The sequence below is a fragment of the Flavobacterium sp. UBA7663 genome (assembly GCF_002483315.1).
Lineage (GTDB): Bacteria > Bacteroidota > Bacteroidia > Flavobacteriales > Flavobacteriaceae > Flavobacterium.
Genome location: NZ_DLHR01000018.1, coordinates 1 through 15,358, shown reverse-complemented (window position 1 = coordinate 15,358; position 15,358 = coordinate 1). Strand labels below are relative to the sequence as shown.

Annotated in this window: 16 protein-coding genes; 10 read left to right on the top strand and 6 right to left on the bottom strand. The window is 29.7% G+C overall.

Going from position 1 to position 15,358, the window contains the following annotated elements; genetic code table 11:
• From B2741_RS07300 to B2741_RS07285, 4 genes are all read left to right on the top strand, one after another.
• On the top strand, positions 1–127 hold a 127-nt coding region (locus tag B2741_RS07300), incomplete at its 5' end, for a T9SS type B sorting domain-containing protein (RefSeq protein WP_291136976.1).
• A gap of 103 nt (positions 128–230) precedes the next feature.
• Positions 231–3,062 carry an AsmA-like C-terminal region-containing protein gene (locus tag B2741_RS07295; protein WP_291136970.1) on the top strand — a complete coding sequence of 944 codons (2,832 nt, stop codon included), beginning with the start codon at positions 231–233 and terminating at the stop codon, positions 3,060–3,062.
• 90 nt (positions 3,063–3,152) lie between these two features.
• Complete coding sequence (locus tag B2741_RS07290) at positions 3,153–4,910, top strand: aromatic amino acid hydroxylase (protein WP_291136973.1); 1,758 nt, start codon at positions 3,153–3,155, stop codon at positions 4,908–4,910.
• Positions 4,911–4,978: 68 nt separating this feature from the next.
• Entirely contained in the window at positions 4,979–5,287 is a 309-nt protein-coding gene (locus B2741_RS07285) for a rhodanese-like domain-containing protein (protein WP_291136967.1), read from the top strand.
• A gap of 27 nt (positions 5,288–5,314) precedes the next feature.
• On the opposite strand, the gene B2741_RS07280 is transcribed toward B2741_RS07285, so the two are convergent.
• Complete coding sequence (locus B2741_RS07280; RefSeq protein WP_291136964.1) at positions 5,315–5,527, bottom strand: helix-turn-helix domain-containing protein; 213 nt, start codon at positions 5,525–5,527, stop codon at positions 5,315–5,317.
• A gap of 210 nt (positions 5,528–5,737) precedes the next feature.
• On the opposite strand from B2741_RS07280, the gene B2741_RS07275 reads away from it, so the two are divergent.
• The 6 genes from B2741_RS07275 (at position 5,738) to B2741_RS07250 (ending at position 10,127) form a co-directional block, all read left to right on the top strand.
• Complete coding sequence (locus B2741_RS07275) at positions 5,738–5,908, top strand: hypothetical protein (protein WP_291136960.1); 171 nt, start codon at positions 5,738–5,740, stop codon at positions 5,906–5,908.
• A gap of 12 nt (positions 5,909–5,920) precedes the next feature.
• Positions 5,921–6,166, top strand: coding sequence for a hypothetical protein (locus B2741_RS07270; protein ID WP_291136958.1), 246 nt, complete (start codon positions 5,921–5,923; stop codon positions 6,164–6,166).
• 20 nt (positions 6,167–6,186) lie between these two features.
• A complete protein-coding gene (locus B2741_RS07265) occupies positions 6,187–6,345 on the top strand; it encodes a hypothetical protein (protein ID WP_291136955.1) in 159 nt (52 codons plus the stop codon).
• Between the two features lie 355 nt (positions 6,346–6,700).
• Positions 6,701–7,288 (top strand): hypothetical protein, encoded by a 588-nt coding sequence (locus tag B2741_RS07260; RefSeq protein WP_291136952.1) that lies wholly within the window; start codon positions 6,701–6,703, stop codon positions 7,286–7,288.
• 56 nt (positions 7,289–7,344) lie between these two features.
• Entirely contained in the window at positions 7,345–7,866 is a 522-nt protein-coding gene (locus B2741_RS07255; RefSeq protein ID WP_291136949.1) for a TlpA family protein disulfide reductase, read from the top strand.
• 107 nt (positions 7,867–7,973) lie between these two features.
• Positions 7,974–10,127 (top strand): peptidase domain-containing ABC transporter, encoded by a 2,154-nt coding sequence (locus tag B2741_RS07250; protein ID WP_291136946.1) that lies wholly within the window; start codon positions 7,974–7,976, stop codon positions 10,125–10,127.
• On the opposite strand, the gene B2741_RS07245 is transcribed toward B2741_RS07250, so the two are convergent.
• The 5 genes from B2741_RS07245 to B2741_RS07225 form a co-directional block, all read right to left on the bottom strand.
• Complete coding sequence (locus tag B2741_RS07245; RefSeq protein ID WP_349680403.1) at positions 10,124–10,810, bottom strand: DUF4230 domain-containing protein; 687 nt, start codon at positions 10,808–10,810, stop codon at positions 10,124–10,126. The genes B2741_RS07250 and B2741_RS07245 overlap by 4 nt on opposite strands.
• A 38-nt stretch (positions 10,811–10,848) precedes the next feature.
• Positions 10,849–12,927, bottom strand: a complete 2,079-nt coding sequence (locus B2741_RS07240) for an OmpA family protein (protein ID WP_291136942.1) — start codon at positions 12,925–12,927, stop codon at positions 10,849–10,851.
• 79 nt (positions 12,928–13,006) lie between these two features.
• Positions 13,007–14,152, bottom strand: a complete 1,146-nt coding sequence (locus tag B2741_RS07235) for a GNAT family N-acetyltransferase (RefSeq protein WP_291136939.1) — start codon at positions 14,150–14,152, stop codon at positions 13,007–13,009.
• 65 nt (positions 14,153–14,217) lie between these two features.
• Positions 14,218–14,697: a DUF1761 domain-containing protein gene (locus B2741_RS07230; RefSeq protein ID WP_291136936.1), complete on the bottom strand. Its 480-nt coding sequence runs from the start codon at positions 14,695–14,697 to the stop codon at positions 14,218–14,220.
• A 55-nt stretch (positions 14,698–14,752) separates the two neighbouring features.
• Positions 14,753–15,202, bottom strand: a complete 450-nt coding sequence (locus B2741_RS07225) for a KTSC domain-containing protein (RefSeq protein WP_026724150.1) — start codon at positions 15,200–15,202, stop codon at positions 14,753–14,755.
• Between the last annotated feature and the right edge of the window lie 156 nt (positions 15,203–15,358).

Sequence of the window (15,358 nt, the reverse complement as noted above, 5' to 3'; positions counted from 1 at the left end):
TAGCGAGGGTTGGGACGGAACATATAATCAAGAGTTACTTCCATCAACAGATTACTGGTTCTCATTAGATTACACAGAAAATGGAGTCGCTAAACAGTTTAAAGCGCACTTTACGATGAAACGTTAATAAAAAAAGAGTTAGTTTAATACTAGCTCTTTTTTTTCTCTTTTTAAATCTTACAAATAATAATTTGTAGTAATTTTGCCATATCTCGATACTGCTATAAAAAATGGAAAAATCAAAGAAAACAATTCTCTCTAAAATTTTAAAAATAACAGGAATAACTTTTGTAATATCATTGTTAGCTTTTATTATATTACCTATAATTTTTGCCGATACTATTACTGAAAAAGTAAAAGTGTTAGCCAATAAAAATTTAGAAGGAGAACTAAACTTTAACGATTCTGAATTATCATTTTTTAAACATTTTCCTTCTTTAACTTTAACCTTACATGAATTAAATCTTAACGGATCAAAACCATATCAAAATAAATCTTTGATTTCAGCTAAAGAAATTGGTTTTGGAATTGACGTTTGGAGTGTCGTATTTGGTAGCCAAACTCAAATTGAAGAAATTTATATTGATAATGCTAAAATCAATATTTTGGTTAATCAAAAAGGAGAAGCCAATTACAACATTTACAAATCAAATTCAAAAGACACCACAACTTCCTCTGAAAGTGCTTCTTTAGAATTAGAAAACATCCAAATTAGCAACAGTCACTTAGTCTATAATGATAAATCTACAAAGATTTTAATCGAGGCAAAAGGTTTCAATTATAAAGGAAAAGGCGATTTATTAGAATCCAATTTCAACTTAAAAACTTCGGCAAAAATTGATAGTTTAAGCTTTACTTATGACAAAAAAGAATACCTAAAAAACAAGAAAGTAAAAGCAGATTTAATTACAAAAATCAACACCAACTCACTTTCTTTTATTTTTGAAAAGAATGATTTAGTGATTAACAAATTGCCTGTTGAATTTACAGGTTTATTTGATTTCCTAAAAAACGGTTATCAAATGGATTTCAAATTAAAAACAGAAGACAGCAATCTTGACGATTTATTTACTGCTTTGCCGGCCGAATATGTTTCTTGGATGACCGAAACCAAAATGAAAGGAAAAACTTCAGCTTTTTTAACTTTGAAAGGAAAATATATTGCTTCAGAAAATTTAAGTCCCGAATTAAATTTCAACATTAAGGTACGAGATGGCTATGTAAAACATACGAAAGCACCTTATCCTGTTGAGAATATTTTCTTGAATTTCGATACCAAATTGCCGAATTTAGATATTAATCAACTCAAAATTCGATTAGACTCCTTGTACTTTGATGTTAATAAAAACAATTTAAGTGCGATTTTAATTTCGGATGGTTTTGGGAAAAAAGTAACAATCAATTCCAAAGTAAAATCAAAATTAGATTTGGCCTTTTTGAGTAATGCACTTCAAATTCCAAATTTCAAATTAGCCGGAAATTTAGATGCAAACATTGTTTCTAAAGGAAATTATAGTAAAGAAGATAAAAAATTCCCTTTTACTAAAGGAAATTTTGAAATCAAAAACGGATTTATTCAAACAGCTTATTATCCAAAACCAATTCAAAACATCAACTTAAAAGCAAACTTAAATAGCACAACGGGTGATTTTAAAGATGCTTCTTTTGTGCTATCTCCAGCGAATTTCACTTTTGAAGGCGAACCATTTACCATGACTGCTTCGTTTAAAAACTTTGATGATATTAATTATGACGTAAAAGCAAAAGGAACTTTAAACGTTGCCCGAATTTACAAAGTATTCTCTCAAAAAGGATTAGACGTTGATGGTTTTATCAAAGCAGATTTGAGTTTAGCTGGAAAGCAAAGCGATGCTTCAAACGGAAGAATTGGTAATTTAAAAAACAGTGGAACACTTGAAGTTAGAAACATCAAAACCACCAGTGATTACTTAGTAAAACCTTTTTTAATCGAAAACGGATTATTCACTTTCAATCAAGACAAAATGAACTTTTCAAATTTCAATGGAAAATATGGAACGTCAGATATTGCTATGAATGGGAATTTAGAAAACGTAATTAATTTTGTGCTTTCGGAAAATCAAATTTTAAAAGGAAGCTTCAATCTTACATCGAATTTATTTAATATTAACGAATTTATTCCAACAATAACTTATGAAACTGATGAAGAAGCTGAAATAACAGAAGTTTCAGGAGTGGTTGAAATCCCAACCAATTTGAATGTTTCTATCCAAACTAATGCTGCAAAAACACAATACGACGATATTACTATTGAAAATTTAAGAGGAAATGTACTCATTCAAAATGGAACCTTAAAACTTTCAAACGGAACGCTTGGTATTATTGGTGCCACTGCAAAAATGGAAGCCGTGTATAAAAACGAAGGCACACAAAAAGCCTATTTCGATTATAAAATTAATGCTTCTGAATTTGATATTAAACGCGCTTACAACGAAATCAAAATGTTCCGAGAAATCGTAACAGCTGCTGAAAGTGCCGAAGGAATTGTAGGTTTAAATTATTCCATAAAAGGTGTTTTAAACAATCAAATGGAACCAATTATGCCTTCTTTGGAAGGAAACGGAATACTTTCGGTAAAAAAAGTTAAAATGAAAGGTTTTAAATTATTAAATGTAGTTTCATCTAAAACCGAAAATCCAGATATTAAAGATCCAGATATTTCTAAAGTAGATATAAAAACTACTATCAAAAACAACATCGTAACTATTGAACGTTTCAAATTTAAAGTAGCTGGTTTTAGATTGCGTTTTGAAGGACAAACGAGTTTAGACGGAAAATTAAACTTAAAAATGCGTATTGGATTACCACCTTTAGGAATTTTAGGAATTCCAATTAAAGTATTAGGTACGCAAGAAAATCCAGATATTAAATTAGGAAGAAAATCAGAAGATTTAGAAGAAACCGAATATGTTGATGGTGTAACTCCAATTAATACAAGCGAAGGTCTACCTGGTCCAAAAACAGTTCCAAATGATAGTATTCCAAAAATTGAACCAGCTGTTCCTATTGAAAAAGTAGATTGATAATTTGCAATTAGTTTTATCAAATCGTTAAAAAGCTTTCCTGATTTCTTAAAAATTCGTAATTTTACATCAAACATGACAAGTAAAATTATGGAAACGCATTTTGAAAGCAATCCGCTGATTGACAGATTACCAAAGCATTTAAAACAATTCATTAAACCTCAAGTTTATGATGATTACACACCAATAAACCAAGCGGTTTGGCGTTATGTAATGCGTAAAAATGTATCTTATCTTTCAAAAGTAGCACATAATTCATATTTAGAAGGTTTAGAAAAAACAGGTTTAGAAATCGATAACATTCCAAATATGTATGGAATGAATCGTATTTTAAAAGAAATTGGTTGGGCTGCAGTTGCCGTTGATGGCTTTATTCCACCAAACGCTTTTATGGAATTTCAAGCCTATAATGTGTTGGTTATTGCTTGCGATATTCGCCAGTTAGAACACATTGAATATACACCGGCTCCAGATATTATTCACGAAGGTGCTGGTCACGCTCCTATTATTGCTAATCCAGAATATGCTGAATATTTAAGACGTTTTGGTGAAATTGGTTGTAAAGCTATCTCCTCTTCTCGTGATTATGAATTGTATGAAGCAATTCGTTTACTTTCGATTTTGAAAGAAGCAGAAGATACTCCAGAAGCAGCAATTAAAAAAGCAGAAGAGCAAGTTGATTTCTTACAGAATAATATGGGCGAATTATCAGAAATGTCACGCATTAGAAACCTGCATTGGTGGACAGTTGAATATGGCTTGATTGGAACTGTTGAAAACCCAAAAATTTATGGGGCAGGTTTACTTTCTTCGATTGGAGAAAGCGCTTGGTGTATGACTGATAACGTAAAGAAAATTCCGTATGATATTTCAGCGGCAGATCAAAGTTTTGACATTACAAAACCTCAACCGCAATTATATGTTACTCCTGATTTTGCTAAATTAAGTTCAGTTTTAGAGGAATTTGCTAATACTATGGCTTTGAGAATAGGAGGATTATCTGGAGTTCAAAAATTAATCAGTTCAAAATCGTTAGGAACAATTGAATTGAGTACGGGAATTCAAATTTCAGGAGTTTTTACTAATGTAATTGAAAATGAAGGAAAACCTGTATATATTCAAACAATAGGAAAAACGGCGCTTTCGTACAGAGAAAAAGAATTAGTAGGTCACGGAACGGAATATCATGCTGAAGGTTTTGGTTCGCCAATTGGAAAACTAAAAGGTATCAACTTGGCGATTGAAGAAATGAGTCCAAGAGATTTACGTGCGTATGACATTTATGAAGGCGAACAAGTTACTTTAGAATTTGAAGGAAATATTACGGTTAAAGGAGAAATTATCACAGGTTCTCGTAATTTACAAGGAGAAATTTTATTGATTAAATTCAAAAATTGTACAGTAACACATAACGATACTGTTCTTTTCCAACCAGAATGGGGAATTTACGATATGGCTGTTGGTAAAAAAGTAATTTCTGCTTTTTCAGGCCCAGCTGATGTGAATAGTTTTGACATGATTAATCACGTTCCGTCATCGCAAACCATCAAACAGAAAAAATCTCCTGAAAGAGAAGAGTTGGAGAAATCATATGCAAGTGTTCGTAATATTAGAGAAAATAAATCGGCAATTACCACTTTAAAAGAAGCTTTTGCATCAGTTACAGCAAATCATCCAAATGATTGGTTATTATCGGTTGAGATTGCTGAATTGGCTAAAAAAGAAAACAATTCGGATTTAGTAGATAAAGTTTTAAATCATTTAGAAAAAGTAAAAACCAATCGCCCAGAAGTTGCTCACTTAATTGACGGTGGATTAGAATTGATTTTTGAGAAAGCAAACGTTTAACCAAAGTAACTTTTGTTACTGAAAAGCTACACAATCGCCTTTACCTTTGTCAAAAAAAAGAAACAATTATGGGAATATTAGATTTTTTAGGATTAGGAAATAAAACGAACGAAGTTCAAGAATACGTTCAAAAAGGTGCTATTATTTTAGATGTAAGAACGCCAGAAGAATTTAGAGACGGACATATCAAAGGATCAAAAAATATTGCCTTACAAGTTTTAAACGGAAATATCGAAACCATCAAAAAATGGAATAAACCGATTATTGCATGTTGCCGTTCGGGAATGCGAAGCGGTCAAGCTACTTCCATTTTAAAACAACATGGAATTGATTGCATTAATGGTGGTGGTTGGAATAGTTTAGAAAGTAAATTATAAAAAGAAAGTCCCGATTGAATCGGGACTTTATTCTTTTAACTCACTAACAAAAGAAACAATATCAACTTCCAAAATTTTTAAAACATCAAAAAACATTTTAATTGACATTTCCTTCTTGCCATTTTCAATTTTTGCGTAATAACTTTGTGAAATATTAAGCTGTTCTGCTAAATAATCTTGAGTAAAGTTTTTCTCAAGACGAAGTATTTTAATTTTAGTACACACCCTATTATTAATCATGTCAGTTTTATTTTACATTAAATTAGGGGTTATGCAATTATACAAATTTATTTTTATTTGATAAAATAAATTTTATTCCTATTACGACTAAGTTATTCCTTATAGGAATAGGATTACATTTTTATTCTTTTAAAATTTGTGAAGTACAAAACAATTTCGCGAAAGGTATTTGTTAAAAACAAAATATTTTATAACTAAATTTTTACAAACATGAAAAAATTAGAATTAAATCAGATGGAAAATCTGAAGGGAGAAGGTATGAACCAAAGAAATTGCGGTATTACTGGACTAGTTATTATAGGGGGCTTGTTTTTTGGACCTGTAGGCTGGGGAATTTCTGCAGCTGCGGTATTAACTGGTGCTAGTGGCGATTGTTTTTAAAAAAAAGTTTAAATGAATAGTATGCAAAAATATAAATCTAAAGAATGGTACATATCTGGTGTGCTTTTTTTAATATTATCACCTATTATATTAAATAATAAAGAACATGTTAGTAATATAAATTTATCAATACTCCTTGTGGGTTTTATTTTTACTCTATTACTTTCTCTTCATTCTAAATTAAGATTTATGATTTTATTTAGCATATTATTTGTTTTATCTTTTTTAAATAAAAACGGTTTAAATATTTTATTTTAATAATCTATAATTTTAAGAAAATGAAAAAAATGTCCTTGGTTGAAATGGAAAATACAATAGGCGGTGTAAAATGTATTTATCATTATATGGGTGCTATTGTTTTAGGTTTAGGTGGATGGATTTTCGGAAATGGAAGCTCTGTAATTGAATGCTGGAATGGCACACACAACGAACACTAAAAATGGTTAATATAAATAGGTTAGTTATCAAAAACTAACCTATTTAACAATAAAAACAATGAAAAGATATTATATTATAGCATTTTGTGTATTTACAATTTTGATAATACTTGATATTTGTTTTAAAATATTCAAAAATGATTGAAAAAAAAATAATGCTTTATGTAGTTATAATTTTTAATATTATTTCATTATTATTTTTCATTAGAATGAGAAATAGAAGAATTAAATAGTTAAGATAAATCTAAAGTAGCAGTTCAATTGCTACTTTTTTAATTCGTAAAAAATGAGTAAGAATCATACTTTTTTAAAGTACTCTGTTTTGTGTATATTTTTTATAATAACAAACGAAGTTTTGAAAAAAACACTACATTTAGATACTTTATTATATAATTCTCTTTCTGAACAGCTTACCACATCACAAATTATAGAATATTTTAAAATAAAGGAAAAATGGCAGTGGCTTTCTTATCCATTTATACCATTACTTTTATTTATAAAAATAACTTTGATAGCTAGCGTACTCTATATAGGAACTTTTTTCTACAGCAAAAATAAAGTAACTTTTAAACAATTGTTTAATGCTCTGGTAAAAGCAGAGTTTGTTTTTTTAGGTGTGGGAGTTTTAAAAATTGTATGGTTTTACTTTTTTCAAACAAGTTATACTTTAGAAGATTTACAATATTTTTTTCCGTTATCGGCTCTAAATATTATTGGTTATAAAGGTTTAGACGCTTGGTTTATTTATCCGTTACAAGTGTTGAATTTATTTGAATTGGCATACTGGTTGTTGTTGTCTTATTTTATAGGTAAACTGACTTTTACAGAAAAAGATAAAGGTAAACCCATGGATTTAGGATTTAAAATTGTAGCGAGTAGTTATGGTAGTGCATTGCTTTTGTGGGTTGTGGTGGTTATGTTTTTTACGTTGAATTATAGTTGAATAACCACAAAGACACAAAGAAGACACAAGGCTCACTAAGTTAAATTATAAACTTCATGAAAAAAATACTAAAAATAGTAATACCATTACTCGTACTGAGTTTACTTGCATTTATGGGTTATAAAGTGGTGAGTAAAATTAACCACAAAAAGCAAGTGGCTGAAAACATTAAAAAAATGCCTATTTTTTCTTATGTAACATTAGAAAATAAAGTATTTACACAAGAAAATTTAATGCAAAACAAGCCTACACTATTTATCTACTTTAATAGTGAATGCGATTTTTGTAACCACGAAGCAGAAATGGTACAACAAAATATAGAACAATTAAAAGACATTCAAGTGGTTTTTATTTCGTATGAACCTATTGAAAAAATCAAACAATTTGCTAATAACTATAAGTTATTAAATTATGACAACATTTATTTTTTATCTGATTCAAAAATTAGTTTCGCTTCTACTTTTGATGTTAAATCTATGCCTTGTTTAGTGTTGTATGACAAAGAAAACAACTTAATTGAAAAAATAAAGGGACAGGTTAAAATTGAAACGGTTTTAGAGAGGTTTCATAACTTTTAGTTATTAAAATTTACACATAGTTTGTCATTCTGACCTTAGGAGGAATCTCACAAGCTGATTGTGTTATGCGATTTCTCCCGTTGGTCGAAATGACAAAATAAATAAAAATGAACAAAAAACATATCGAAAAAACCCATACGCTACAATTAGACCAATCGGATTGTGGCGTTGCTTGTTTAATGAGCCTAATTAAACTAAATGGTGGTACTAATTCTATTGAAAAATTAAGAGAATTGAGTGGCACAACTAAACAAGGTACTACTATGCTTGGGCTGTATCAGGTAGCTAATAAAATAGGTTTTACAGCCGAAGGTTGCGAAGCAGATATTCAAGCATTAATCGACCACAAACAGCCAGTAATTCTTCATGTTGTCATTCAAGAACAATTGCAACATTATGTAGTTTGCTATGAGTATGATACTGGAAAAGGCTTTTTAATTGGCGACCCTGCTAAAGGAATTTATTATTTAAAAGCTTACGAATTAGATAAAATTTGGGTTTCTAAAAGTTGTTTGACTCTTGAAATAAATGAAAGTTTTGTAAAAGCTGAAACCGAAAAAGATTCGCAGAAAAAATGGTTTCTAAACTTGTTAAAAGAAGATTATAAACTACTTTGGATTTCGGTTTTGTTAGGTGTTTTTGTGGCTGGTTTAGGTTTAGCGATGTCGTTGTTTTCTCAAAAGTTAATTGATGATATTTTGCCTTCAAACAATATCAAAAAATTAGTTTCGGGCATTGGTTTATTAACGGTTCTACTTTTAGCAAGAGTTGGAATTGCATCATTGCGTGAGTTCTTTTTGTTACAACAATCTAAAGATTTTAATAATCGTATTAATACTAATTTCTTTTCATCATTATTACAATTACCCAAACCTTTTTTTGATACTAGAAAAATTGGTGAATTGGTAGCACGATTAAATGACACACAACGAGTACAACGAGTTATTAAAATGCTTGCAAGTAGTTTAGTTATTGATGTTTTAGTTTCAATAATTTCAATGGTTTTCTTGTTTATGTATTCGTGGAAAATAGGGTTAATCTCGTTGTTGAGTGTGCCAATCTATTTTTATATTATTTATAGAAGTAATAAGAAAATCATCAATTCGCAAAAGGAAGTCATGCAAAGTTATGCTTTTAACGAAAGTAATTATATCAACACCATTCAAGGCATTGCAACCATAAAAAACGAAAATAAGCAAGATGTTTTTAATAAAACCAATGAAGCCGTTTTTGCTAATTTTCAAGAAAAGATTTTCAATTTAGGAAAAATTAATATTGCTCTTTCCTGGCAATCAGGTTTAGCAAGTGTATTCTTTTTAATTGGAATTTTGGTTTATACTTCAATTCAAGTTTTTAATAAAGAAATAAAACTGGGCGAATTAATGGCTATTTTAGGGATTGTGAGTTCATTAATGCCATCAATTGCTAATTTAGCGTTGATTTCTATTCCAATAAATGAGGCAAAAATAGCTTTTAACAGAATGTATGAATTTGCCTCGATAGAAAAAGAGAAGGAAGAAGGTCAAACTATTTCAGAAATTAATTCTATTGCTATTGAAAATCTTTCTTTTCGTTTTGCAGGTAGAAGTGAATTGTTTACAAACATCAATCTAAACATAGAAAAAGGAAAATTTACAGCAATTGTTGGAGAAAGTGGTAGTGGAAAAAGTACTCTAGGACAAATTTTACAACGGTTTTATAATTTTGAAAATGGTTTAATTGTACTAAACAATCAACATAAATTAAATGAAGTTGAGTTAAAAAGTTATCGTAATTTAATTGGTGTAATCCCACAAGAAATCACAATTTTTAATGGAAATGTAATTGATAATATTTTATTAGGAAATTCGGATTCGCCTGAAAACATAATACAATTTTTGACTTATTTTGGTTTTGATGTTTATTTTAATCAATTACCTCAAGGTTTAGCAACCATTTTAGGTGAAGAAGGCATCAATTTAAGTGGCGGACAAAAGCAAATTATCGCTTTAGCAAGAGTTTTATACAAAAAGCCACAGTTTTTAATACTTGATGAAGCAACCTCTGCAATGGATAGAAATTCCGAAAATTTTACGATGAATTTGTTTCAAAAAATAAAACCAAATTGTGCTATTTTCTTTATTTCACATCGTTTAAATGCGTTGAAAAACATAGCTGATATTATTTATGTTTTAGATAAAAAGACAATTACAAATTTTGGAAGTCATAATGAATTAATGCAAACAGATAATTTTTATAGTGAGTATTGGAAGAGTTTTTAATTAATGATTTTCAACTCAATGTCTTTATCTGTTTTCACTTCGCTACCGTCGTATTTTAATGTCCAACCCATGGTGTTAGTTAGAATTAGTATTTTTGACAACTCACTCAATAAACGATTTTTAGCATTTGATTTCAAACTAGATTTTTCAATTTTCTTGGTTAGTTCTGCTTTAACCTTTTTGTTTATTTTGTTGTAATCTTGCGCATTAAACGGATTAAATCTGCTCTGATTTACATCGTAAAAATGCAAATCTTGATTGATTTTTAATTCAGGCTCAGGAATGTTTTTTAAAGTAACTATTTTATTCTTTTCATCAATATCATATTGTAATTGACGTAAATCATACATCACTAAAACATCGGCATTAGCTACAATTAAAGCTTTTTTCTCAAAAGTTAAGAAATCCATGAAATACTTTTGTTGATCTTTGTAGGTTATTACTTCTGCGTAATGACCTTCTGTAACAACTAATTTTCCAACATTTTTAATTTGTTTTTCAATTAATGCCGAATTATATTCTACCGTTGAAGATTCGCTACTTTTAGTAAAAAACTGATACACCAAAAACCCAACAATCAACAAAATCAACAAATAAATTAATTTTCCAGAGCGACCAATAGCTTGCACTACTGGAATGAGCATATTTTTAATTTGGGTTTCCGTTGAACTCGTTCGTGCCATGATTAAAATTTTAAACGAAGATAGGAAAGATATGCCAATTATTTTTCTAAAATCACAAACTCTACTCTTCTGTTTAATTGTTTTCCTTCTTCAGTTGTATTTGTCGCAATAAACTTGGTTTCTCCATATCCTTTTGCTACAATTCTATCTGAAGAAATACCTTTTCCTAACAAGTATTTTTGAACTGAGTTTGCTCTATTTTTAGACAATTCCATATTAGCAACATCAGAACCAACTGCATCTGTATGACCTGCAATTTCAATTTTGATATTTTTATTATCTTTTAATAATCCGAATAAAATATCTAACTCAGCAAATGATTCTGATAATAAATCGTATTTTCCAGAATCGAAAAATATATTATTCAAACGAATAATCGCACCTTTTTCAATTGGTGTTAAATACAAATCCACTTCCATTTCTTTGTATTCTTTTAAATTAGATAAATCAACGTTTTGAGTGATGGCGTAATAATTTTCTTTATCTGCCATGAAACTATAATTAAATCCGTAAGGCAATACAATTGAGTAACTTCCAGTTTTTGGATCAGAAATAGCTGTTCCAATCATTTTGTTGGTTTTTAAGTTATTGTATTCAATTTTAGCACTTAAAATTTCTTTGGTTTTAGCATCGTAAACTTTTCCTTTTACCAAAACAACTGGATCTTGTTTTACAGTATTGTCGACCTCCCAGATATCTCTTTGTTTTCCTATGTAGGCTTTATCTCCCTTTGCAGAAAGAAATATACTTAATTCATATTGTGGTGAATTTATAATATTACCTAAATTTTCTGGTTTTGTCCAATTTGTCCAAGAATCGTCTAATCTTTTTGTAACAAACAAATCAAATTGACCATATCCTGGATGTCCTTTACTAGCAAAATACAATGTTTTACCATCTGATGCTAAGAAAGGATTTGCCTCGTCTTCAAAAGTATTCACAACATTACCCAAGCTTTTAGGTTTAGAAAATGTTCCATCTTCTTTAACGAAACTAACATAAATGTCTTTTAATCCAAATCCTTCAGGTCGTTCTACCGTCATTAATAAATTCTTATTATCGTTTGAAAGAAAATATCCAACATATTCATTTGTATTGATAAAGTCTTCAATAACAACATCTTTTGGAATTTCCCATCCCGATTGCCCTTTTTTAGCGATTGATACACCTCCTCCATTTGGTGAAACACCATCTGATGCATATTTATTTCCTAGTAATAAAGTATTATTATCAGGTGAAGAAGAAATAACGAAATTATTGTCGCGATTATTTAATGGTCGGCCAATATTTTTAGCTTCCGACCATTTCCCATTTCTATCTTTTACTGAATACCAAATGTCATCTTTAGGACTTTCTACATTTAATGGATTATCTTTTCTATCAAAATATAAGATAGTACCATCTGCCGAAATTACAGGATTTGCTTCTTCTACTGTTGGGCTAGATACTGTTTCTGGCAATTTTACCATTTTCAAGTTTGGATTGAATTCTTCAACTACTTTGATCGAAAAAGGCTGTTCTGTTATTTTTAAATCTTCAACTTCAACTGTAACGCCTGCATCTACGATAAATCCAAACGAATTACCGTAATACGAATTATCACCTGTTTGATGCTCTAAAACACCGTTAATATATACTTTAAAAGTATTGGCTCTTTTCTCTACTTTTATTTTATTCTTTTTGCCTTTACCTCCCACATTTTTAGAAGCAGTCCATTTCTTACCATAATGAAACTCTTTACCGTAATAATGATAAATTTGTATTTGCTTATTCGCGGATAATTGTACAACTCTATAATCAGAATTATCACTATACATTCCCCAAACCAAACCATAAGTAGCATAATCATTTGGGGTTTTATCAAGAATCATTGTTGCTTCAACATCAAAATCTATCGTTTCGGTATTTTGAGTAATTGAAATGTAACGCCATTTAGAGTTTGTCGCATGTTTATTTTCCAAAATTAACTTGTCATCATCAATTTTAGAGTTAAAGCCATCTCCGTTGTATGTCCATTTGTTTTTGTCTTCTTGAAAGGTATCATGAAAAATAACATTTTGGGCTAATCCAATTGATGAAATAAACAAAAGCGTAAAGAGGGTAAAAGTAAATCGCATAGTTATAAGGGTTTGATTTTGTTAACTTTACAAATATAGATTTTTACATTCTCTCTCCCATACGTAATATGCCGTATTTTTATTTGAAGGGATGACGTTGTTGCCAATGAAGTTCTGGCTCTAATTGTTTGAATATTTTACCAATAAATTTATTAATCAATTTATTGTTGTGATAAATGAACCCAGACATTTGAACTGGTGATGCACCTACAGAACTCTTTATTTCTAAAGCTGTTCTCCCGAAAATAATCTTTTTGAATCCGTTTTCAATTCCGTATTTCGTCATGTTGTACAACATATTCAAATACAGCATGTTTTCTTTTTGAATGGTTTCATCGTATCCCAAAAAATAAGTTTCTAAGGTTTCATCATTTAATAAAAGCGTATGAAAACCAACTAATTTATCATTTAAAAAATAACCAAAAATCTGAAAACGATTACCACATTGTCCTTTTAAAGTTGAGAAATGATTCTTTGCTAAGAAAAATGTATTAAAAGGAGCATTTTTTGCTACGTAATGATACAATTCATAAATGGTTGTTTCATACTGAATCACTTCTTCAAAAGAAAGATTTCTAACAACTATTCCATCAAATTTTTTATGCGCTCGTTTGTATTGGTCGCGGTATTTTTTTGAAAGTGCATTGATATAATCTTCAGCCGAATTCCAATTTTTATCTAAATAAAAAATCATATTGGGCTGTGTATTGAATTCGTATGTTTCTTTAAAACGATACTTTTTCAATTCAACAGAACAATTTTCGTAAAAATCTTTAAATGAAACCAAATGAATTTTTACGCTTTTTTGTTTAAAATACTGAGTGATTTCATCTGCGCTTTGTAATAAAATTTCACTAATACATTCAAAATCGATTTCTTTAGAAAACACATAACCATTTTGACCTGTTATCATGTTATTTCCAAGAAATAAAGTATGAGAAGCGAAATTTTTAAAGATAAAATTACGAATAAAGGTTTTAAAACACTTGTCTCTTTCGCCAAAGGATTCTAATTTATTCAAATCTAAATATTGTGCTAATGAAACACCTATTAGTTCCGATTTTTCAAAAATACCAATGTAAAAACACTCCATATTTACAGGAGCCGAACGCTCAAGTACAGATAGATAAGATGTTTGCAGAAAAACATTGCTCTGAGCTACAGTGTCCCAAAGTACAGGTAATTCCGCAACTGAATTATATATTTTAAAAGAAATTTGGTCCAATGTAAAAGTAAAATCGCTCCACAAATGTAGAGCGATTCCTATATAATTAAATGTTAAATTTTATTTTATTTCCAGCCACAAATAATAGCACCCATTAAAGTCATTACTATAATCCAATAACCCGATGTGATTGCTGCGTATCTGAATGATTTTTGTTCAAACAAACAGTTTGTTGCAATAACTGGTAACGCCACAAAAAGACCAATCATAGCACCATGTTGATACGTTCTAAATACATTTCCATAATCTGCCATAAATGCAGCATAAGAAGGCAATGCTTTTCCTACCTCAGAAGGCCCACCTACCATACCTAATGCACCAAATTGATGAATTACAAATGCAGGCATAATGAAAGCCAACAGAAAAGCAAAAACAAAAGTTAATCCGAAGATTTTTACCATGTTTCCTTGTTTGGCTTTTTCCTCTGTCATTCCGATTTCATTCATCCAAATCGTTCCAAAAACTTTTGGATTGTACCAAACAAATCCAACAACAAAACTTGAAAGAGCAGCAACCAAAATTGCTGGAAAATTAATTAATTCCATATTGATATAGTTTATTGGTTAGTATATCAAATATAAGAAAAAAATTAACATTTGTTTATTCAGCTACAATTTTGCTTGCACTTCTGTATAAAAATTCGTTGTAAATATGTCTTCTTGCAAATCGACTCGGAGACTCGGCATTTACCATTTTAATGTACGTTACTTTTGGCACACTAAAATATTCGTAGTTGCTACCATCTAAAAACGAAATATACAACACACCATTATCCATATAAAAATCTTGGATATTTACCGTTGAAGTTATTTTTTGATATACTTCTTTGTTTTTTTCTTGCGTTTCAGGAGCAATACTTACTAAGAAATGATAGGCTTCAATAATATTTTTGCTTCTTTCTTCAGCTGCTAAACGTTCTACTGGATCAGCAATAGTATCAGGATGATCTTCCTTCATACTATTTCTGTAAATAGTTTTTAATTCTTTTAGCGTTGCTGTTTTTGTAACATCAAGTAACTTTCTGTACTCGGCAATTTTCTTTGGATTCATAGTTATTTTAAAATAAAGGTGCAAAAGTAGTGTTTTATTATTGAATCAAGCCAAAAAACTAAAACAATAAATAAAACATAACCATTTATTAATGAATTAATTACATAAAAAAAGCCCCACATTTCTGTGAAGCTTAGTAGCGGGAACAGGACTCGA